Consider the following 19,644-nt stretch of genomic DNA (forward strand, 5'->3'; position numbering starts at 1 on the left):
CGTCCACCCCCGAGCATGCCGCGCCGCGATTGCGTTTGCCTGCGGCAGCACACCGCGAGGACGTGGCCGGTCCACGCTGAGCGGCGACGCGGCGCTAGGCGCGTCACCACGACGTCCGTACCGACGGGGCGTCCAACGCGGCGCCCCTCGGGAAATCCCGCGCCGGCCCGAAGGCACGGCGCCGTCTTCACGCCGGAAGCGCATACTGCGGTCTCGTCCAAGGTCTCGCTTCGGCATGCTCCTGCGCTCTCTGTCCGCCGAACTCGGCCAGCCCGCCTGCGGCAACTGTCGCGATGGCGAGCCGCTGGATTTCGCCGTGCGCATGGCATTCCAGCCGATCGTCGATGCCGCCAGCCGCTCGATCTACGCCTACGAGGCGCTGGTGCGCGGCGAGGACGGCAGCGGTGCAGCGGCGGTATTGGCGCGGGTGCGCCCCGAGCAGATGTACCGCTTCGACCAGACCTGCCGGGTGCAGGCCATCGCCACCGCCGCGCAGTTGGGTTTGCGCACGCGCCTGTCGATCAACTTCATCCCCAATGCGGTGTACGAGCCGGCGACCTGCATCCGCCTGACCCTGAAGGCGGCCGAGCACTTCGGCGTGCCCACCGGCGACCTGATCTTCGAAATGAGCGAATCCGAACGCGTCGCCGACCTGCCCAAGGTCGTGCGCATCCTGCGCGACTATGCGCAGCGCGGCTTCCTCACTGCGATCGACGACTTCGGCGCCGGCCACTCCGGCCTGAACCTGCTCGCCGATTTCCAGCCGCACCTGATCAAGCTGGACATGGCGCTGATCCGTGGCATCGACGGCAGCGCCGCGCGCCGCCACATCGTCGGCGGCATCGTCGCGATGGCCGCGCCGCTGGGCTGCCGCATCCTCGCCGAGGGCGTGGAAACGCCCGCCGAGTACCGCGCACTGCGTGCGCTGGGCATCGACCTCTACCAGGGCTATCTGTTCGCCAGGCCGGCGCTGGAGGCGCTGCCCGAGATCACCGAGGCGCAGTGGGACGCGCTGGAGCGCGCCGACTAAACGGGCCGCCGCAAGCACACGCAGCACGACTTGCCCGCAACGGCCTCGCTTGCGACCATCGCAGTCCCCCTGCGTTGTCCGATGTGCGATGCCTCCGCTCCATACCTTGTTGCCGCCATGGACGCACCGCTGGCTCGATGTGATCGTGCCCGGCGCGCAGATCGTGCTGATCGTGCTTGCGGCGTGGTTGCTGCGCACCCTGCTGCGGCGGCTGATCCGGCGCCTGGGCGAGCATCACGCGCTGCCGCCGGAACTGGTGCTGATGGCGCGTCGCGGCAGCGGCTTCGTGATCTACGCCGCGGCGCTGCTGCTGATCCTGGACCGCTTCGGCGTCTCCGGCACCGTGCTGTGGACCGCCTTCACCGGATTCGCCGCGGTCGCGGCGGTGGCGTTCTTCGCCGCCTGGAGCGTGCTGTCCAACATCTTCTGCACGCTGCTGATCTTCACCACGCGCCCGTTCCGCCTGCACGACCACATCGAGCTGCTGGAGAACGGCGAGAAGCCGGGCCTGAAGGGCCAAGTGATCGACATCAACCTGATCTACACCACGCTGCGCGAGGAACGCGACGGTGACGGCGAGAGCGTGCTGCAGATCCCCAACAGCCTGTTCTTCCAGCGCAGCACGCGCCGCTGGCGCGGCCACCCGGTTCCGCCCGGACTCGGCTGAAAACGCCGCGACATCAGCGATGCTGACGCCATCCACATGGCGCAGCCGGTATGGTCGCTGCCAGCCGCCTTGCGCGGCGATCTCCCCTTCCGACCAGGTACAGCATGGAACCCGTCATCCCCCCGTTCGCCGACCTTTTCGCCCAACTTGGCCTGCCCAACAGCGAAGGCGAGATTCGCCAGTTCATCGCCCAGCACGCGCCACTGCCCGATGACATGCGCCTGGAAGAAGCACCGTTCTGGACCCCGGCGCAGGCGCAGCTGTTGCGCGAGGAACGCCTGGAAGACGCCGACTGGGCGGTCGTGGTCGATCAGCTCAACATCGCCCTGCACGCACGGCCCACGACGCCAGGCGCCGACCACGCCGGCTAAGCGTCAACGCAGCTGGCTGTCCTTGCTGCCGCGGCGGTTGTAGCCGCTGTGCTCGTGCTGCGCGCGGTCCTGCGCGTCCTGGCAGGCCACGCACAGGCGCACGCCCGGCACGGCCTTGCGCCGCGCCTCGGGAATCGGCGCGTCGCAGTCTTCGCAGCGGCTCAGTCCCGGGCCCTGCGGCAGTTGGCTCCGCGCCCGCTTGATCGCATCCTCGACGGTCGCATCGATCTGGTCCTGCACCGCGCTGTCGCCTGCCCACCCAGTGGCCATGGCCGTCTCCGCACTGTTGCCCTGTCTGAATGATGCGGCCGCCCCCGGCGAATGCAATGCACGCCGGCTTCACTTTTCCGGGACATTCATGCGGCGCCGATGTGGACGGCGGGCGTCACCAGATCAGATCGTCCGGCACCTCGAACTGGCTGTAGTAGGGATCGTCCTCGCCGCTGGCCGGCGTTGCCGCCAGCGCATCGAACACGATGGTCGCCGGATCGCGGGCGACGATCCTGTCCACCACCGCACGCGGGATCGGCACGTAGCCGGCCTCCAGCCGCGCGATCACCACGCTGCCGGCGATCAGTTGCGTGCGCAGCGCCGCATCCACGCGCAGCCGCTGGATCTTGCCGGCATCGGTGAAGTGGTAGTCGATCTCGCCGTCGGCCTTGAGCTTGTGGCTTTCGACCAGTTGCCGCGCCTGCGCACGCTGCTCCTGCGCACGCGCCTGCGCGTTGCGTTCGGCGGACAGCGCGCGGTCGCGCTCCACCCGCTCCTGCCGCACCCGCTCGCTCTCGCGCTGCTCGGCGCTGGGCGGCGGCGGGGTCTTGCCCTGGCGCGCCTTGGCCTGCTCGCGTGCGACCTGCGCCACCTGGCTCTTCTTCACCAGGCCGGCCTTGAGCAGTTGCTCCTGCAGGGGATTGCGCATCGGAAGCGTCCACGGACTCGGATTAGGGAGCCGCATGATACCCGCAGCGCCGGCAGCCGCCCGCGAAGGCGCTGGTGCCGGATGCCCTGCCGCACGCGGCACGCTAAGGTGGCGGCATGGACACCCTGCGCTATCTCGTCGGCTACCCGCCCCAGGTCCTGGACCAGGTGCGCGAGCTGATCGCGCGCCAGCGCCTGGGCGACTGGCTGCGCAGCCGCTACCCCGAGGCCAATGCGGTGCGCACCGATCGCCAGTTGTACGACTACACCCAGGCACTGAAGGACCGCTGCATGCGCAGCGCCGAGCCGCTGCACAAGGTGATCTACGACAACCGCCTGCAGGCGGTGAAGCACGCGTTGGGCACCCACACCACGGTGTCGCGGGTACAGGGCGGCAAGCTCAAGGCCAGCCGCGAGATCCGCATCGCCGGGGTGTTCCGCGATGCCCCGGCGGCGTTCCTGCCGATGATCGTCGCCCACGAACTGGCGCATCTGAAGGAGAGCGCGCACAACAAGGCCTTCTACCAGCTGTGCGCGCACATGGTGCCGGACTACCACCGGCTGGAGTTCGACCTGCGCCTGTACCTGACCCAGCTGGAACTGGGCGAGCGCTGACACCGCTGCGTGGCAGCGCCCCCGCGACGCCCGTACACTGCGCCCCCGACCGATCGCCGCACCGCCGATGTCCAGCCCCGTCCGTCTCGACAAGCATCTCGCCGCCCTGCTGCCGTGTTCGCGCGGCGAGGCGCAGCAGTACATCGAAGGCGGCTGGGTCAGCGTGGACGGCATGGTGGTCGAGGAACCGCAGACGCCGATCACCAACCAGCAGGTGACGCTGGCGCCTGACGCGCAACTCGGCCCGGCACAGGCGGTGACCCTGCTGCTGCACAAGCCGGCCGGCATGCGCGCCGAAGAGGCGCTCGCGCTGGCGACGCCCGCCCACCGCAGCGCGCTGGATGCCAGCGACGTGCGTGTGCTCAAGCGCCATTTCCTGCGCCTGAGCATGCCGCTGCCACTGGAAACCGAAGCCAGCGGACTGCTGGTGCTGAGCCAGGACCGCCGCGTGCTGCGGCGACTGAGCGAGGACGCGGCCACGCTGGAGCAGGAGTTCGTGGTGGAGGTCGACGGCACGTTGCAGCCCTACGGCCTGCACCGGCTCGCGCATGGCCTGCGCCATGGACAGCGCACGCTGCCGCCGTGCAAGGTCAGCTGGCAGAGCGAACAGCGCCTGCGCTTTGCGATCAAGCACGTGCACCCGGGCCAGTTGCGCGACATGTGCGCGCAGGTCGGGCTGGAGGTGAGCGGGCTGCGCCGCCTGCGCATCGGCCGCATCCCGCTGGGCAAGCTGGCGCCGGGCGAATGGCGTTATCTGCCGGACGGCGAGCGGTTCTGAGCGGTGGCGGTTGCTGCGGCGACGATCGTTGTTGCCAGCGACCCGACCCTCACCCCCACCCCTCTCCCGGCGGGAGAGGGGCTAGAGCGCGCGCGGTGGATCAGGGCTGCGCGAGCGCGCGCTGGATCGCCTGCTCGGCCAGCGGCGCCATCACCGCATAGCCGGCGTTGTTGGGGTGCACGCCATCGATGGCCACGGTCTTGTCCATGCCGCCGTCATGGTTGCTCAGCTTGCTGTAGTAATCCAGGTACACCGCGCCCTGCTGCTGCGCGTACTGCTGCATCCAGGCATTGAGCGCACGCACCTTCTGCGCCGGCTGCAGGCCCGGCCGCCACGGATAGTCGGTGACCGGCAGCACCGAGGCCAGCACCACCTTGATGTGGTGGGCCTGGGCCAGTTCGGTCATCGAGCGCAGGTTGTCCTCGATCATCTCCAGCGTGGACAGCCCGGTGTTGCCGGCCAGATCGTTGGTGCCGGCCAGGATCACCACCACCGCCGGCTTCAGGTCGATCACGTCCTGGCGGAAGCGCACCAGCATCTGCGCGGTGGTCTGCCCGGAAATGCCGCGGTTGACGTAGGCGGACTTGCCGGGGAAGAACGTGGTGCCTTCGCGGCGGCCCCACGCGTCGGTGATGGAATCGCCATAGAAGACCACGCGCGGCGCGTCCGCTGCCGGCGCCGGCAGCGCGGCATTGTCGGCGCGATAGCGCTGCAATTGCGCCCAGTCCAGCAGGCGCTGCTGCATCGCCTTCACTTCGTCGGGCTTGAGCGTGTCCGGCGCACGCGTGTACAGCGCATCGACCTTGCCCTCCAGCGCGGCGGTGGACGCCGGCGTTGCCGCCTGCACGGCACCGGCGGCAGTGGCGCACAGCGCGATGGCGAGGGACAACAGCGAGGGGCATTTCATCGAGGCATTCCTTGTGCGGACAACGGTGATCGCACAGTGTAACCAAGCGCGCGCATCGGCCATGCGGCATCGCCGCAGCGGCAGCGCCAGACGCCTCGCGCTGCACCGCGATTCAGTCCGCGCTCACGCGTCGAATCCTGTGCTCAGCATCGACAGCACATATCGCCACGCGCTACGTCGGCACGTCGCGCGGCGCCCTGTCGATGCAATGCAACGCACGGCCGCGACCGCCCTCGCACCATGGCCCGACCTGCGTCACGTGGATGCCGACACGATGACAGGGCGATGCTGTCGCCATTGTTTTTCGCTATCGCCGCAACCTTTTGCGAGCGCCCTAACTTTTTCGTAAGTACATGACACGCAAGGATTTCCGCTTCTAGGATGGCCGCGGACGTGACGGGGGGATCCTCACTCCCAGGCCCGAAGGACATCCATGAAAACGCGTGATGCACACCAGAACCACTCCCGCCTGCGGCTGGCGTTGATTCCCGGCTTGATGTTCAGCGCAATGGCGATGGCGCAGTCCGCAGGCACCGCAGCGGCGACGACCGACGCCACCGCCGCCAGCGCACAATGGCGCAGCACCTTCTCCGGCGGCACGCCGTTCGCCACGCACAACCTCTGGGAAAGCGCCGGCGGCGGCTTCCTCAACACCCGCTTCGCGCCCGGCGAATGGCAGATCACCCCGTTCAACGCGGCGCGCCTGAAGACCGCGTGGACCTTCACCACGCAAGGCGACGTGTCGGCCACGCCGACCGTGCAGGGCACGGCGCTGTACGTGCCCGATTGGGGCGGCCAGCTGTATCGCATCGACACCGACCTGGGCAAGGCGGTGTGGCAGGTGAAGCTGTCCGACTACACCGGCATCGCCGGTTCGTTGTCGCGCAACAGCCCGGCGATCGCGCGCGACAGCGTCCTGGTCGGCGACCAGGCCAGCGGCACCGTGCTGGCGATCGACAAGACCACCGGCAAGCTGCTGTGGAAGACCCTGGTCGAATCCAACCCGCAGGCGCGCATCACCGCCTCGCCGGTGATCTACGGCGACCGCGTGTACGTCGGCGTCTCCTCGGGTGACTGGGGCGGGCTGAGCGCCGGCTACAAGTACACCTTCCGCGGCAGCGTCGCCGCACTGGACCTGAAGACCGGCAAGCTGCTGTGGAGCTTCCGCACCGCGCCGGAGGGCTACACCGGTGCGTCGGTGTGGGGCACGCTGGCGATCGATCCGCTGCGCCAGCGCGTCTACGCCACCACCGGCAACAACTACTCGGTGCCGACCGACGTGGCCAGTTGCGTCAAGAACGCCAACGGCGACAAGACCGCGCAGCTGGCGTGCATGGCGCCGGACAACTACGTCGACTCGGTGCTGGCGCTGGACATGCGCAGCGGCAAGCCGGTGTGGACGCGCCGCCTGCAGGGCGCCGACGCCTGGTCGCTGTCGTGCCTGGTGGCGCCGACCAACGGCCTGTGCCAGGACCCGCAGGGACCGGACTACGACTTCAGCGGCGGCGGCGCCAACCTGTTCACGGTGATCCGCAACGGCAAGCCGCAGGCGCTGGTCGGTGCCGGCCAGAAGAGCGGCGTCTACTGGGCGTTCGACGCCGACAGCGGGCAGACCGTGTGGTCGACCCAGGTGGGCCCGGGCGGCACCGCCGGCGGCATCGAATGGGGCTCGTCGGTGGATCCGTTCGCCGCGCGCGTGTACGTGGCCATCAACAACAACGAGCACACGCCCTACACCCTGGCGCCGGGAAACACCGAGACCTGGAATGCCGGCTCCTGGGCCGCGCTGGATGCGGCCAGCGGCAAGATCCTCTGGCAGGTCAAGGTGCCGGGCACCGACCCGGTGCAGACCGCGTTCGGCGCGGGCGGCCGCGGCCCGCTGGCCGCGTCGCCGGGCTTGGTCTATGCCGGTTCGATGTCCGGCGCGATGACCGTGCTTGACGCCAAGACCGGCGCCACCCTGTGGAGCTTCGATGCCGGCGGTTCGGTGTCCAGCGCGCCGGCGATCGTCGATGGCGCGGTGTACTGGGGCGCCGGCTACAGTCGCTTCAACTTCGGCACCGGCGTCAACAAGCTGTACAAGTTCGTGCCGTCGAACCGGCGCCGCTGAGCGCCCACTGCGTCGCGTCACGCGGATCGCATCGCCTCTCCTGCGCAAGCAGGGGAGGCTTTTTTATGCGTCGCGCATAACCCGCCATCACACGCAATGTGAGCAGCTGTCTACGAAACCGGCCTCCCGAGCGTGACGCCTGGCACGCAATCATCGTGGCGTCGTCCGTAGCCTCGGCAGGCACCCTGAACTCGGGTGCAACGGCATCCGGTCCCCTGCCGGATGGTCTCGTCCCTCTTCGCAGAAGGAAGATCGATGAATCGCAAGCATGCGTTGTATCTGGCGTTGCTGGCCGGCATTGCCGGCATGTCCCCCGTCGCCATGGCTGCCACTCCCCCAGCAGCCGAGATGGACTCCGCCCCGGTCGAAGCGCGCCCGGATGCCGCCGCACTCGGCGGCGCGGAACTGCGCAGCCTCACCCCGGGCAGCGCGCACGCGCCGCGCCTGATCGACCTGGCCGCCCCCGACAGCAGCAAGGCCGCGGCGATGAAGCAGGCGCGCGGGCAACAGGTCAAGAACGGCCAGCCGCTGCAGATCGGCTTCTCCCGCGACGTCGCCAAGCCCGAGATCAACCTGCGCCGCCTGCGTTGGCAGACCCTGCCCAACGGCGCCCAGGTGACCAGTTTCGAAATCGTCTCGGCCAACGCGCAGGCGCTGCGCGCGGCGCTGCAGCTCAGCGGCAGCGGCGCCCAGCCCGGCGATCCGGGCAAGGCGACGCTGCGCTTCGCCGGCGAAGACGGTCGCGTATTCCAGCAGAGCGGCGCCGATTTCGCCGGCAGCCAGCCCGGCTGGTCGGCGGTGATCGCCGGCGCGCGCATGGTGGTGGAGATCGAACTGCCGGCGGGCCAGTATCCGCAGGGCTTCGCTCTGAAGATCCCGCAGCTGTCGCACCTGGACATCAGCCCGGTCGCCAGCGACACGATGATGCGGCCGATGATCGGCGAGAGCGATTCGTGCGAGCGCGACATCGTCTGCCGCGCCAGTCCGACCTCCGGCTTCACCTCGGCGGCCAAGTCGGTGGCGCGCATGACCTTCACCAGCGGCGGCAGCACCTACCTGTGCACCGGCACCCTGCTCAACAACAGCAACTCGCCGAAGAAGCCGCTGTTCTGGACGGCGGCGCACTGCATCAGCACCCAGACCGTGGCCAACACGCTGCAGACCTACTGGTTCTACGACGCCACCACCTGCGGCGGCTCCACGGTCAATTCCAACTACACCACGCTCGGTGGCGGCGCCTACCTGCGTCATGCCAACACCACCCGCGACACCTCGCTGCTGGAGCTGAAGAGTACTCCGCCCAGCGGCGCGTTCTATGCGGGCTGGAGCAGTTCGGCGATCGGCTCGACCGGCACCGCGATCGAAGGCATCCATCACCCCGCCGGCGACGTCAAGAAGTACTCGCTGGGCAAGGTCACCGCGCTGTCCAGCTCCATCGACGGCAAGTCGCCGCTGTACCGCGTGCAGTGGAGTACCGGCGTCACCGAAGGCGGCTCGTCCGGCTCCGGCCTGTTCACCGTCAACAGCAGCGGCGCCTACCAATTGCGCGGCGGCCTGTATGGCGGCACCTCGTACTGCAGCGCACCGAGCGATCCCGATTATTACTCGCGCTTCGCCGACGTGTATTCGTCGATCCAGCAGTATCTGAGCCCGTAAGCCAAGGTCCGGGAGGGCCGTACTCCCGCACCTGCGCCTAGGACAGGCCGTCTCACACGGGCGGCCTGTCCGTTTCGTACGCCGATGGCGCACACCGGCTACACTCGGCGCACTCCCTCACCGGCAGATGCGCATTGGCCAAGCCCAACTACTCCTTCGAGAAACGTCAGCGCGAGCTGGCCAAGAAGAAACAGCAGGAAGAAAAAGAAGCGCGCAAGCGCGAAGCGCGCGCCGCAGCGGCCAAACCGGCGTCCGACGATGCCGCCGCGCAAAACGACCCCGATACCGCCAGCGACGCTTAGGGCGACGGCGACGCAGCAGGCGGCTGCTGGCCACCGTGGCGCGTCTACCCGTCTGCCGGCCGCGCCTGCTCAACGCGACCTGCCCGGTCTTGGGCTCAACTGACCTTCTTGGCCAGCATGGTGCCCAGCACGAACAGCACCAGGGCGATGGCGATGCCGGCCCAGAACAGGAACTTGGCGACGCCCATCGCTGCGCCCGCCACGCCGCTGAAGCCGAGCGCGCCGGCGATGAGTCCGATGATGGCGATGATGATGGCCCACTTGATCATGATGCGGTCTTCCCGAAACGAGGACAGGCGCACGCCATAACGGCGTGCGGTGGCATCGGCAACGGCCGACGCTTGTCCGGGAGACTAGCCAGCGCGGCATGCGCAGGCGGTGAAACGCAGATGCACGCGCCGTACACGCGTGGCGCGGCGCGCGACCGCTCAGGCGGTCCCGTGCTGCGCGGTCTGCGGCGGTGACGACGCATCCGCCGGCAGGCTTGGCGGAAACCATTCCGCGCGGCGCAGCCAGCCGGCCAGGAACTTGGCGTCGGCCGGTCGCTCCGCCACCAGGCGCTGGTAGTAGGCGATCCGTTGCTGCCGGTACTGCGCATACACCTGCGCCGGGTCGGCGCTGGCCAGGGCCGCCAGGGTGGTTGGGCCCATCGCGCCATCGACCACCACGTCCGTCGCGCCCAGTTGCTGCAGGACGCGCTGCAACAGCTCGATCGCCACCTTACCGGCGTTGACGTAGAAATCGAACACGAGCTCGGCCAGGGGCTGCGAGGCGATCTGGTCGGCGCCGATCCCGTCCCAGTACACCTGCTTGTAGATCGCCGCAGCCTGCTGCACGGTCAGCGCGCGCAAGGCCTGCAGGGTCGGCGCCTCGCCCAGCAGCGCCTGCGCATCACGCTGGAAGGTGGCCAGGCTGATGCCGTAGTTGGTGGCGCCGCCCGGATTGTCCGGATCGTCAACGAAGCCGCCTTCGAAGCGCAGCAACTGCGGGAGATACAGGTCGACGAAGCCATGGCGAACTCCTCGCGGACGATGCAGGTTGCCAACAGCGTGGCGCCCTCAGCAGTGCCACTCGGTTCCCGGGCACACCGGCAGCCCCCTAGCTCACGGCGTGGCCATTGGCGGCGCTGGCGGTGCTGGTGGCGCTGGCGCATTTTCCGGAAAACCCAGCGCCTGCTCGGCCGCACGCGCGGTCAGCGCCATGTCCGCCCAGGGCGGATGTGCCGTCGTAGGCGGCAGTTGGCTGCGCATCAACCGCTGCGGATCGGTCTGGTCGGCGAAGGTGCCGCTCCAGGCCTGCGGCGTCTGCCACAGCGCATGCTGCAGCACGACCTGCATGTTGGCGATGGAGTGCCGCGGCAGCAGGTGCGGAAACCAGGCGCCGTTGACCTCGTAGGCGGTGCGGAACGCCTGCCCCACCGGCGCATAGCCGAACGTGGACGGCGGCAGCGACGGCACGTAGTCCCAGTAGTTGTAGCAGCGCGTGCTGTCGGCCGCGGCGATATGCGTGGCATAGACCTGCTCCCAGCTCGCGTCGCCGACCATCGGGCTGCAGAAGTTGATGTTGCGGCTGGGCAGCGCCGGCCGGCTCAGCGCCAGGTCCAGCGAGAACAGCTGGCTCAGCGCGCCACCCAGGCTGTGCCCGGTGACGTAGACCTGGGTCGGCGCGAAGTGCTCCAGCAGCGCGAACAACTGCGCGCGCATCGAGGCGCGCATGGCGCCGCCCCTGGCGTCGTAGATGCCGTAGAACCCGGCCGACACCTGCGGCACCGGCGTGGCAGTGCCGGCGGTGGGTACGAAGGCGGTGGTGGAGAAGTCCAGGTCCTCGTAGATGTCCAGGTCCGAGTCGGTGCCGCGGAACGCGAACAGATAGGTCCCGGCGGCGACCGTGGAGCGGAACAGCAGGCCGAACAGTTCCTCGCTGCCACCCAGCGGATCGCCGTCCCAGCCGGACCAGCGGGCGACCAGGCGGTAGTCGGACGGCGCAACAACCGGCTTGCCTTCGTAGGCGGCGTACGCGGCGATGCTGGCGGCTGCCATCGCCAGGGTCAGTTGCGGCGGCAACAGCGGTTGCGTCGCGGGAATCGCACTCATCGGCGAACGTCCTGTCGAAAGCGCGGCGCGCGCCGCGGGAACCGGCACACCTTCCCTGCGGAACCGTGGTCCGTCCGCCACGCTGCGGCCGCCATCGGGACGATGGCAAAGTGCAGCGGGGCGTGGTCGCTTAGTAGCATTGCCGATCCAGGCGGTGCTTCGATACGCATCGCATCGCGCGTCGCAACGCAGCACTTGTCTACGACACCCGCGCGCACTGCCTCTCCACATCCCCTGCACCCTCCCGTCACGGATCGCGCGCGCCGCGCCGGGCACAGTGCAGGCGGGCACTGTCGCCCGCTCGGAGATCCGCATGGCCAGCCCGCAGGAACTGGAAGAGAAATTCTGGAAGGCATTGAAGTCCGACCGCACCGTGATGCTGGGCCTGGACGGCGTCGAGGACGGCCACGCCCGCCCGATGACCGCGCAGTTCGAGGGCGACCACGGCGGCCCGATCTGGTTCTTCACCTCCAAGGACAACGCGCTGGTGCAGAAGCTGACGGAAAGCCAGCGGGTGATCGCGGCGTTCAGCGCCAAGAACCACGATCTGTTCGCCAGCATCAGCGGCACGCTCAGCGTGGACAACGACCAGGCGGTGATCGAGCGCCTGTGGAACGGCTTCATCGACGCCTGGTACGAACAGGGCAAGGATGATCCGAAGCTGGCGCTACTGCGCCTGGATCCGGACCACGCGCAGATCTGGCTCAATGGTTCCAGCCTGATGGCCGGCATCAAGGTGCTGTTCGGGATCGACCCCAAGCGCGACTATCAGGACAAGGTCGCCGACGTGCCGCTGCGCTGAGGTAGACGCGCTCGCCACGCCGCCGTCGCGCCGGCTGCATGCGTGCAGCCGGGGCATCCCGCTCGGCAGGCCGGCTCCCGCCCGCCGGGCGCATCGCGTCTGCATGATGTCGAGAAAACCCGCCGCGCGTCATGCAAGCGGCGCATGGCGTCGACCGCGCCGAAGCAACGGGTTATTCGGCCTTTAGCAGTCCACGGATCGCATCGCGCAGCACGGCTTCGTTGGCCCGCAGGGCACGATCGACCTGGTCTTCGGCCGCCGCCTCCGCCAGGCCTGCGCCTCCGCCGCGTCGCCGTGCCGCACGGCCATCAATGCCCGGCAGCGCGGGCGCAACGCAGGCGCGATCCAGTCCGCCTCCGCCGTCAGTCCCGCATCCAGCATCTCCATCTCGGCGCTTCCTGCCATTGCCCGCGAAAATGCGAATTCGCACCGCAGCAGCATGACCAGCGTCTCCCAGTGCGCGGCAGCGTGCCCCGTCTCGGCGAGGCGCTGTTCCATCTGCGGTTGCAGTTCCGCCGCTTGCCGCCACTGACCACGCTGTTGCGCTGCCTTCAACGCAAACCAGCTGTGGCACAAGGCCAGATCGCTGCGTGCCAGCACGTCCAGGCGGGACGACGGCAGCCTGTCCGCAGTGACGCCCTTGCACGTCCACCCATTGAGTTCGGCAAGCACGTACGCCGGGGCATCCGCGTCGTGCCACCGCGCCACATTCACCCATTGCAAGCCGTCGGTTGCGCCCGACCGCCCCTGCACCGGCAACAGATTGATCAGTGCGACCGCGAAGTTGAGGACGCCGATGCCAACGCAGAATGCGCCCAGGTTGCTGTCGAGGCCGGCGCCTCGCGCGGCAAGCCATGCGATCGACGCCACCAGCAGATTGGCCGCCGGCCCGCCGACGATCGTCAATCGATACTGCCGGCACAGCGACAGGGAGGGATCCGGCACGGGCAGCACGAAGCCGATCGGATGGCCGGGGCGCACGCGCCGCCAACGCATCCTCCAGCCACGGCGGCGCGCATGCAGTTGCAGCGGGCCGATATGGATCAGGTAGACGGTCATGCCCGCGGCACGCGCCGCCAGCACGTGGCCACACTCGTGCAGCGCCACCGTCGCCATGCCCGCCAGCGGAAGACTGAGCAGGATCACCGGCAACTCGACCATGCCCGGTGCCCAGACGCCCTGGACCAGGGCGATAGCGCCGACCGCCATCGCCGAGACGCCGATCAGCAACAGCACGCCCTGCACGCCTGTCAGGAGCCGATTGAGCCAAGGCGATGGCGTCCACACCCCGCGTGTTGTCCCGGCCGAACTCATGGCCGGCTCCGCGCGGCACCGAGCGGCCGCTTGCCACGCCGGAACCGCGCGGCGCACGCATGCGCATGCGCCGCCAGCAGGGCGCCACCTTCATGGACGGCGATCGTCGCCAACGGCGCCAGCAAGCAGATCAGCCTCGGCGCCAGCGCGGACACGACAGCGATCGGCGCCCGCGTCGGCGCATGCTGTCTCGCACTGCTGGCTGCGCCGACATCCCGTCGCATCGCCCGGTGGCCGAGCATCGCTGCGGCACCCGGCCGCTCTGCCGCACGTGTCGACCAATCACTGGCTGGATCACGCAACGGCGCCACCTAACGGCGATAGCGCACCGCCAACTGTGCGGCCGCGGCGGCGCGATGCCGGCGCAGGGCCAGGCCGAGCGCACTCATGGTCGCCACATCGGCGTCGCTGGCCTGCTCCTCCAGGGCGCGCTGCACGCGCGGCGACAGCCCCCAGTCCGCGGAGATGGCCTTGGCGCAGTGCGCCGACCAGGCCTCCAGCATCTCGGTCATCGCCGCCGGCGTGGGAGCCGCCTCGGCATGGCGTGCGTGGACATCGCGCAGCACCTGCACCACCGCGACCGCACCCAGCCCGCACAGCAGCGCCAGCAATTGCGCGGCGTTCGCATCCTCGCGGTCCGGCACCTGCGCGGCGGCGTGCGCCGACAGCAGGGTGTGTTCCCACAGCACCGCCGCACAGCGGCCGAAGACGCTGCCGTCGTCGACGATCACCGGCTGCAGCAACGCCGCCAGCACGATCTGGCGCAGGCCCTCAGTGCCGAGCAGGGCCACCGCCCGCTCCAGGTTCTCGATCGGCTCGGGATGGCGGCGGTAGACGACGCTGTTGGCGATGCGCAGCAGGTTGCCGGCCAGCGCCGGGTCCTGGCCCAGAATCGTGGCGATGGCGTGGGCGCCGGCGGCCGGATCGTTGATCGCACGGGTCAGCTGCGGCAACAGGTGCAGGCGCCGCGGCGTGTAGCGCGGATGCGCATCGATGCGCGCCAGCACCGCGGCGGCATCGGCCATGACCGCCGGCGTGGCCGCGGCCGACGCGTTCACCGGCCGGCCGGCGAACGCCAGCTCGCACAGGCGCGCCAGGATCGCCGCGTCCGGCACCGGATCCAGATCGATCAGCGCCGGATCGGCGAATGGGTCGATGCCCGGGTCCGCTGCGGCACCAGGCGCAGCCGATGCCGCGCGTGCAGGCGCTGCCGACGCATCGAGTTGGCCCGCGTCCTCGAACGCCGTGCGCGCCTGCGGCGCTTCGGCCGCATCGCCATGGCCGCGGCGCAGCCACCACCACAGTCCGGCCCCCAGCACCAGCACACCCGCACTGATGGCAATCCACATGATCGGCACGATCGTCGTCATCCGCAAAACATCGCCAGGTCCCCGCGCCCGGCCACCGGTGCGCGCCCACGCGGCGCGCCATGTCATTCAAGCACGCCGCGCGGGTTTCTGCGCAACGCCGACGTGATGCGGCGGCCGATCTCCGTCAGGGGGTCAGGGACACGCGCGATCGCGCTACCCAGTCGCAAGCAAGCGGCGTGCCGGCGGTGCCCGTCACCACCCCGCCGGCCTGTGCGTCGACACCCAGCATCCACTACGTACGGCAGGTGGCTGATCCGGCCCAGGCATGGGCTTGGCCGCCTGCTTCCCGGCGGCGACCGCCGCGCGCACGCTCAGTGCGGCGCCGGCTCGGGGGCCGCGCGGTGGCCGTAGCTGAGCACGCGCGTGAGCTTCCACCCGTCCGGGTCCTGGCGCCACACCATCACGAACTTGGCGATGCCCTCGCAACGGCCACTGGCCAGGTCGCAGAAGCGGTGCTCCCCCTCCTCGATCGCCCCGAAGTCCTTGACCGGGTAGACCCGCAGCGTGCCGGACACCAACGCACGACGGACCTTGCCGCAGATCCATTTGCGCGTGCTGTCGACGACGCTCGCGCGATCCCAGGTGACGCCACCGGTGTCGTGGTAGAACTCCACGTCCGGCACGAACAGCGACTCGAACGCCGCCAGGTCGCAGCGGTTGTAGGCGTCGAACAGGCGCTGGTCCAGCGCCGCGACGGTGTCGAACAGCGGCCCGGCAGCACCGTCCCCGGCCGGTTCCGCCGCCCGGGTCGCCGCCGCGCACGCCATCAACGCCCCCGCTGCCCAGGCTTTCATCGGCCACCTCTACGCTCGTCGATGCGAAGAACATGCGCTCCCTTGGACAGCGGCCGCAAGCTTGCGACGCACGCAGGCGCCTTGCCGCGACACCCGCGCAGGCACACTCGCCGCCCCGGCGTCGACGGCGTCAGCGCCGGCGCCCGACCGCGCCTACATGTTGCGCCGATACTCGCCACCCACCTCGTACAGCGCGTGGCTGATCTGGCCCAGGCTATGGGTCTTGACCGCTTCCATCAGTGCCGCGAACACGTTGCGGCGCTCGCGCGCGGTGCGCTGCAGCGCGCCCAGGCCGGCGCCGTCGGCGGCCAGCGCCAGCGCATTGCGGCGCCGCTGCCAGTCCTGCACGTTGCCGATCTGCTGGTCCTTCTCCTGCTCGGTGGAGCGGATCAGCTCGATCTCGGTCGCGGTCTCGCCGGCGTGCTCCTTGGGCAGGAAGGTATTGACCCCGACCAGCGGCAGGCTGCCGTCGTGCTTCTTGTGTTCGTAATACAGGCTCTCTTCCTGGATCTTGCCGCGCTGGTACATGGTGTCCATCGCGCCGAGCACGCCGCCGCGCTCGCTGATCGCCTCGAACTCCTTGTACACCGCCTCCTCGACCAGGTCGGTGAGCTGCTCGACGATGAAGCTGCCCTGCCAGGGGTTCTCGCAGAAGTTCAGCCCCAGCTCCTTGTTGATGATCATCTGGATCGCCACCGCGCGGCGCACGCTCTCCTCGGTCGGCGTGGTGATCGCCTCGTCGTAGGCGTTGGTGTGCAGGCTGTTGCAGTTGTCGAACAGCGCGTACAGCGCCTGCAGCGTGGTGCGGATGTCGTTGAACTGGATTTCCTGCGCGTGCAGCGAACGGCCCGAGGTCTGGATGTGGTACTTCATCATCTGGCTGCGTTCGTTGCCGCCGTAGCGCTCGCGCATCGCCCGCGCCCAGATCCGCCGCGCCACCCGGCCGATCACCGTGTACTCCGGGTCCATGCCGTTGCTGAAGAAGAAGCTCAGGTTCGGCGCGAAATCGTCGATGTGCATGCCGCGCGCCAGGTAGTACTCGACGATGGTGAAGCCGTTGCTGAGAGTGAAGGCGAGCTGACTGATCGGGTTCGCCCCGGCCTCGGCGATGTGGTAGCCGGAGATCGACACCGAGTAGAAATTGCGTACCTTCTGCTCGACGAAATACTGCTGGATATCGCCCATCATGCGCAGCGCGAACTCGGTGCTGAAGATGCAGGTGTTCTGCGCCTGGTCCTCCTTGAGGATGTCGGCCTGCACCGTGCCGCGCACGCTGGACAGGGTCTGCGCCTTGATCTGCGCGTAGGTCTCCGCGTCCACCAACTGGTCGCCGCTGACCCCGAGCAGGGCCAGGCCGAGGCCGTCGTTACCAGGCGGCAACTCGCCGTGATAGCGCGGGCGCGCGCGGCCGTCGAACAGCCGCGCCAGGGTCTGCTCGGCCTGCGCCCAGCGCTGCGCGTCGGCCTTGAGGTACTTCTCCACCTGCTGGTCGATGGCGGTGTTCATGAACATCGCCAGGATCATCGGCGCCGGGCCGTTGATGGTCATCGACACGCTGGTGGTCGGCGCGCACAGGTCGAAGCCGGAATACAGCTTCTTCATGTCGTCCAGCGTCGGGATGTTGACCCCGGAGTTGCCGATCTTGCCGTAGATGTCCGGGCGCGGCGCCGGGTCCTCGCCGTACAGGGTGACGCTGTCGAAAGCGGTGGACAGGCGCGCGGCCGGCTGGCCGACGCTCAGGTAGTGGAAGCGCCGGTTGGTGCGCTCGGGCGTGCCCTCGCCGGCGAACATGCGGATCGGATCCTCGCCGGTGCGCCGGTACGGATACACGCCGCCGGTGTACGGATAGCTGCCGGGCAGGTTCTCCTTGCCGAGGAAGGTCAGCAGTTCGCCCCAGCTCTTGTAGCGCGGCGCGGCGATCTTCGGAATGGACTGGTGGCTCAGCGACTGCCGGTAGTTCTCCACCCGGATCGACTTGCCTCGTACGGCGTATTCGGTGACCGGATCGGTGATCGACTTCAGCCGTTGCGGCCACTCGCGCAGCAGCTTCAGCGATTCGCTGGACAGCGACTGCAAGGCGTCGTTGTAGCGCTGGCGCAGCAACAGCAGGCTGGCGTCCACGGCGGCATCGGGCGCCTCGGCGGACGTGCGCGGCGCCGGCAGCAGGTCGTGCGCCGCATACAGTTCCAGTTGCGCCGGCAGCTGCGGATCCTGCAGCGCGTGCAGCGCCTGCCAGAACGCCTGCGCACGGTCGGCCGCTTCGGCCTGGCGCAGCACGCCGGCATTGAGCGCCCTTCCCTGCTCGGCGATCTCGGCCAGGTAGCGCACGCGCGCCCCGGGAATCAGCACGGTGGCGCGCGGCTCCTTCAGCGTGGTGTCGAGTTGCGGATGGAAGTCGCAGTGCACCGGCATGCCCGGCGCGCCTGCAGCGGCCTCCACCTGCGTCGCCAGCTTCTCGCGCAGCAGGCGGCACAGATTGACGAACATCCAGCTCACGCCCGGATCGTTGAATTGACTGGCGATGGTCGGATACACCGGCACCGCCTCGTCCTCCAGCTGGAACGCCGCGCGGTTGCGCCGCCACTGCTTGCGCACGTCGCGCAGCGCGTCCTCGGCGCCGCGCCGGTCGTACTTGTTCAGCACCACCAGCTCGGCGAAGTCGAGCATGTCGATCTTCTCCAACTGGCTCGGCGCACCGTAGTCGCTGGTCATCACATACACAGGGAAATCGACCAGATCGACGATCTCCGAATCGCTCTGGCCGATGCCGGCGGTCTCCACGATCACCAGGTCGTAGCCGATGCCCTTCAACAGCGCGATGCAGTCCTTCAGCACCCGGTTGGTGGCGGCGTGCTGGCGCCGCGTGGCCATCGAGCGCATGTACACGCGCGGACTGCGCAGCGCGTTCATGCGGATGCGGTCGCCGAGCAGCGCACCGCCGGTGCGGCGCCGGCTGGGGTCCACCGACACCACCGCGATGCGCATCTGCGGGAAGCTGGCCAGGAACCGATTGAGCAGTTCGTCGGTCACCGAGGACTTGCCGGCGCCACCGGTGCCGGTGAGGCCGAGTACGGGCGCGGTGCGCCCGCTGCGGAACCCGGGACCAGGGACCGGGGACCCGGTGGTGCCCGGCAGGCCGGATTGCCACTGCTTGCGCAGCAGCGCCAGCTCCGCTTCGGAGAACGCCCCGTCCTCGATGGCCGACAACATCCTGCCGATGCCGATCTCGTCGTCGATGCCCGGAAGCGGAATGCCGGCCTGTTCCGGGTCCCGGGTCCCGGGTCCCGAGTCCCGCGCCCGCCCAGCCCGCGCCACCACGTCCTCGATCATCTCCACCAGGCCCATCTTCATGCCGTCGTTGGGGTGGTAGATGCGCTCGACGCCGTAGGCCTGCAGCTCGGCGATCTCCTCGGGGGTGATGGTGCCGCCACCGCCGCCGAACACCCGCACATGGCCGGCGCCGCGCTCGCGCAGCATGTCCACCATGTACTTGAAGTACTCCACGTGCCCACCCTGGTAGGAAGACAGCGCGATGGCATCGGCATCCTCCTGCAGCGCCGCGCGCACCACGTCCTCGACGCTGCGGTTGTGGCCGAGGTGGATCACCTCGGCGCCCTGCGCCTGGATCAGGCGGCGCATGATGTTGATCGCCGCATCGTGGCCGTCGAACAGGCTGGCGGCGGTGACGAAACGCAGGGGACTGGCGTCCGTCTGCGGCAACGGAACGCGGGACGCGGGAAGGCTCATCGTGCGGACATCGAAAAGAGAATGCCGCGATTCTAGGCGCGCAACGCGACACGGGCAGGTTGCGCTGCAGCATGCACGCTTGGGCGGCGCCCCCGCATGGCGCCGGCGCGCCTGGCTATCCGCTGCATGAATACGCCCCAGACAGTGCGTCAACATCCGCGCCGATCGCG

Annotated in this window: 19 protein-coding genes; 9 read left to right on the forward strand and 10 right to left on the reverse strand. The window is 69.2% G+C overall.

What is annotated here, in order from left to right; translation table 11 throughout:
* Positions 1–235: 235 nt before the first annotated feature.
* From FHR56_RS09760 to FHR56_RS09770, 3 genes are all read left to right on the forward strand, one after another.
* Positions 236–1,030, forward strand: a complete 795-nt coding sequence (locus FHR56_RS09760) for an EAL domain-containing protein (RefSeq protein ID WP_160948027.1) — start codon at positions 236–238, stop codon at positions 1,028–1,030.
* A gap of 88 nt (positions 1,031–1,118) precedes the next feature.
* Positions 1,119–1,697 (forward strand): mechanosensitive ion channel domain-containing protein, encoded by a 579-nt coding sequence (locus FHR56_RS09765; protein WP_160948028.1) that lies wholly within the window; start codon positions 1,119–1,121, stop codon positions 1,695–1,697.
* A gap of 104 nt (positions 1,698–1,801) precedes the next feature.
* Positions 1,802–2,068: a DUF2789 domain-containing protein gene (locus FHR56_RS09770; RefSeq protein ID WP_160948029.1), complete on the forward strand. Its 267-nt coding sequence runs from the start codon at positions 1,802–1,804 to the stop codon at positions 2,066–2,068.
* Positions 2,069–2,071: 3 nt separating this feature from the next.
* Here the strand turns inward: FHR56_RS09770 and FHR56_RS09775 are convergent, their stop codons facing one another.
* Complete coding sequence (locus tag FHR56_RS09775) at positions 2,072–2,338, reverse strand: DksA/TraR family C4-type zinc finger protein (RefSeq protein WP_160948030.1); 267 nt, start codon at positions 2,336–2,338, stop codon at positions 2,072–2,074.
* 115 nt (positions 2,339–2,453) lie between these two features.
* Positions 2,454–2,987 (reverse strand): DUF2058 domain-containing protein, encoded by a 534-nt coding sequence (locus FHR56_RS09780; protein WP_160948031.1) that lies wholly within the window; start codon positions 2,985–2,987, stop codon positions 2,454–2,456.
* Positions 2,988–3,103: 116 nt separating this feature from the next.
* Here FHR56_RS09780 and FHR56_RS09785 point away from each other — a divergent pair, with 116 nt between their 5' ends.
* Both FHR56_RS09785 and FHR56_RS09790 read left to right on the forward strand, forming a co-directional pair.
* Positions 3,104–3,601, forward strand: a complete 498-nt coding sequence (locus tag FHR56_RS09785) for a YgjP-like metallopeptidase domain-containing protein (protein ID WP_160948032.1) — start codon at positions 3,104–3,106, stop codon at positions 3,599–3,601.
* 67 nt (positions 3,602–3,668) lie between these two features.
* Entirely contained in the window at positions 3,669–4,379 is a 711-nt protein-coding gene (locus FHR56_RS09790; protein WP_160948033.1) for an rRNA pseudouridine synthase, read from the forward strand.
* 100 nt (positions 4,380–4,479) lie between these two features.
* On the opposite strand, the gene FHR56_RS09795 is transcribed toward FHR56_RS09790, so the two are convergent.
* On the reverse strand, positions 4,480–5,286 hold the full coding sequence (locus FHR56_RS09795) for an SGNH/GDSL hydrolase family protein (RefSeq protein ID WP_160948034.1): 807 nt from the start codon (positions 5,284–5,286) through the stop codon (positions 4,480–4,482).
* Between the two features lie 508 nt (positions 5,287–5,794).
* Between FHR56_RS09795 and FHR56_RS09800 the strand changes: the two genes are divergently transcribed.
* The 3 genes from FHR56_RS09800 (at position 5,795) to FHR56_RS09810 (ending at position 9,354) form a co-directional block, all read left to right on the forward strand.
* Positions 5,795–7,396, forward strand: coding sequence for a PQQ-binding-like beta-propeller repeat protein (locus FHR56_RS09800; protein WP_160948050.1), 1,602 nt, complete (start codon positions 5,795–5,797; stop codon positions 7,394–7,396).
* 255 nt (positions 7,397–7,651) lie between these two features.
* The gene (locus FHR56_RS09805) at positions 7,652–9,052 is read left to right on the forward strand and encodes a serine protease (RefSeq protein ID WP_160948035.1); all 1,401 of its coding nucleotides are present in this window, start codon (positions 7,652–7,654) and stop codon (positions 9,050–9,052) included.
* Positions 9,053–9,186: 134 nt separating this feature from the next.
* Entirely contained in the window at positions 9,187–9,354 is a 168-nt protein-coding gene (locus tag FHR56_RS09810; protein ID WP_019796935.1) for a hypothetical protein, read from the forward strand.
* Between the two features lie 95 nt (positions 9,355–9,449).
* Here the strand turns inward: FHR56_RS09810 and FHR56_RS09815 are convergent, their stop codons facing one another.
* The 3 genes from FHR56_RS09815 to FHR56_RS09825 form a co-directional block, all read right to left on the reverse strand.
* Positions 9,450–9,623, reverse strand: coding sequence for a DUF1328 family protein (locus FHR56_RS09815; protein ID WP_160948036.1), 174 nt, complete (start codon positions 9,621–9,623; stop codon positions 9,450–9,452).
* A gap of 159 nt (positions 9,624–9,782) precedes the next feature.
* Positions 9,783–10,391, reverse strand: a complete 609-nt coding sequence (locus FHR56_RS09820; protein ID WP_160948051.1) for an N-acetylmuramidase — start codon at positions 10,389–10,391, stop codon at positions 9,783–9,785.
* Positions 10,392–10,457: 66 nt separating this feature from the next.
* A complete protein-coding gene (locus FHR56_RS09825; protein ID WP_160948037.1) occupies positions 10,458–11,447 on the reverse strand; it encodes a lipase family protein in 990 nt (329 codons plus the stop codon).
* Positions 11,448–11,760: 313 nt separating this feature from the next.
* Here FHR56_RS09825 and FHR56_RS09830 point away from each other — a divergent pair, with 313 nt between their 5' ends.
* The gene (locus FHR56_RS09830; RefSeq protein ID WP_160948038.1) at positions 11,761–12,249 is read left to right on the forward strand and encodes a pyridoxamine 5'-phosphate oxidase family protein; all 489 of its coding nucleotides are present in this window, start codon (positions 11,761–11,763) and stop codon (positions 12,247–12,249) included.
* 183 nt (positions 12,250–12,432) lie between these two features.
* Here the strand turns inward: FHR56_RS09830 and FHR56_RS09835 are convergent, their stop codons facing one another.
* The 4 genes from FHR56_RS09835 to FHR56_RS09850 form a co-directional block, all read right to left on the reverse strand.
* A complete protein-coding gene (locus FHR56_RS09835; RefSeq protein ID WP_160948039.1) occupies positions 12,433–13,485 on the reverse strand; it encodes a M50 family metallopeptidase in 1,053 nt (350 codons plus the stop codon).
* A 389-nt stretch (positions 13,486–13,874) separates the two neighbouring features.
* On the reverse strand, positions 13,875–14,933 hold the full coding sequence (locus FHR56_RS09840) for an HDOD domain-containing protein (RefSeq protein ID WP_184502481.1): 1,059 nt from the start codon (positions 14,931–14,933) through the stop codon (positions 13,875–13,877).
* 311 nt (positions 14,934–15,244) lie between these two features.
* On the reverse strand, positions 15,245–15,727 hold the full coding sequence (locus FHR56_RS09845) for a nuclear transport factor 2 family protein (protein WP_160948041.1): 483 nt from the start codon (positions 15,725–15,727) through the stop codon (positions 15,245–15,247).
* Positions 15,728–15,880: 153 nt separating this feature from the next.
* Entirely contained in the window at positions 15,881–19,474 is a 3,594-nt protein-coding gene (locus FHR56_RS09850; protein WP_160948042.1) for a methylmalonyl-CoA mutase family protein, read from the reverse strand.
* Positions 19,475–19,644 lie beyond the last annotated feature (170 nt).

The organism is Xanthomonas sp. F10 (assembly GCF_014206815.1).
In the GTDB taxonomy this organism is placed as follows: Bacteria; Pseudomonadota; Gammaproteobacteria; order Xanthomonadales; family Xanthomonadaceae; genus Xanthomonas_A; species Xanthomonas_A indica.

What these genes read in the sequence shown, in the direction of transcription:
- FHR56_RS09760 (WP_160948027.1), top strand. Translation starts at nt 236, where the DNA reads ATGCTCCTGCGCTCTCTGTCCGCCGAACTCGGCCAGCCCGCCTGCGGC.
- FHR56_RS09765 (WP_160948028.1), top strand. Translation starts at nt 1,119, where the DNA reads ATGCCTCCGCTCCATACCTTGTTGCCGCCATGGACGCACCGCTGGCTC.
- FHR56_RS09770 (WP_160948029.1), top strand. Translation starts at nt 1,802, where the DNA reads ATGGAACCCGTCATCCCCCCGTTCGCCGACCTTTTCGCCCAACTTGGC.
- FHR56_RS09775 (WP_160948030.1), bottom strand. Translation starts at nt 2,338, where the DNA reads ATGGCCACTGGGTGGGCAGGCGACAGCGCGGTGCAGGACCAGATCGAT.
- FHR56_RS09780 (WP_160948031.1), bottom strand. Translation starts at nt 2,987, where the DNA reads ATGCGCAATCCCCTGCAGGAGCAACTGCTCAAGGCCGGCCTGGTGAAG.
- FHR56_RS09785 (WP_160948032.1), top strand. Translation starts at nt 3,104, where the DNA reads ATGGACACCCTGCGCTATCTCGTCGGCTACCCGCCCCAGGTCCTGGAC.
- FHR56_RS09790 (WP_160948033.1), top strand. Translation starts at nt 3,669, where the DNA reads ATGTCCAGCCCCGTCCGTCTCGACAAGCATCTCGCCGCCCTGCTGCCG.
- FHR56_RS09795 (WP_160948034.1), bottom strand. Translation starts at nt 5,286, where the DNA reads ATGAAATGCCCCTCGCTGTTGTCCCTCGCCATCGCGCTGTGCGCCACT.
- FHR56_RS09800 (WP_160948050.1), top strand. Translation starts at nt 5,795, where the DNA reads ATGGCGATGGCGCAGTCCGCAGGCACCGCAGCGGCGACGACCGACGCC.
- FHR56_RS09805 (WP_160948035.1), top strand. Translation starts at nt 7,652, where the DNA reads ATGAATCGCAAGCATGCGTTGTATCTGGCGTTGCTGGCCGGCATTGCC.
- FHR56_RS09815 (WP_160948036.1), bottom strand. Translation starts at nt 9,623, where the DNA reads ATGATCAAGTGGGCCATCATCATCGCCATCATCGGACTCATCGCCGGC.
- FHR56_RS09825 (WP_160948037.1), bottom strand. Translation starts at nt 11,447, where the DNA reads ATGAGTGCGATTCCCGCGACGCAACCGCTGTTGCCGCCGCAACTGACC.
- FHR56_RS09830 (WP_160948038.1), top strand. Translation starts at nt 11,761, where the DNA reads ATGGCCAGCCCGCAGGAACTGGAAGAGAAATTCTGGAAGGCATTGAAG.
- FHR56_RS09840 (WP_184502481.1), bottom strand. Translation starts at nt 14,933, where the DNA reads ATGACGACGATCGTGCCGATCATGTGGATTGCCATCAGTGCGGGTGTG.
- FHR56_RS09845 (WP_160948041.1), bottom strand. Translation starts at nt 15,727, where the DNA reads ATGAAAGCCTGGGCAGCGGGGGCGTTGATGGCGTGCGCGGCGGCGACC.
- FHR56_RS09850 (WP_160948042.1), bottom strand. Translation starts at nt 19,474, where the DNA reads ATGAGCCTTCCCGCGTCCCGCGTTCCGTTGCCGCAGACGGACGCCAGT.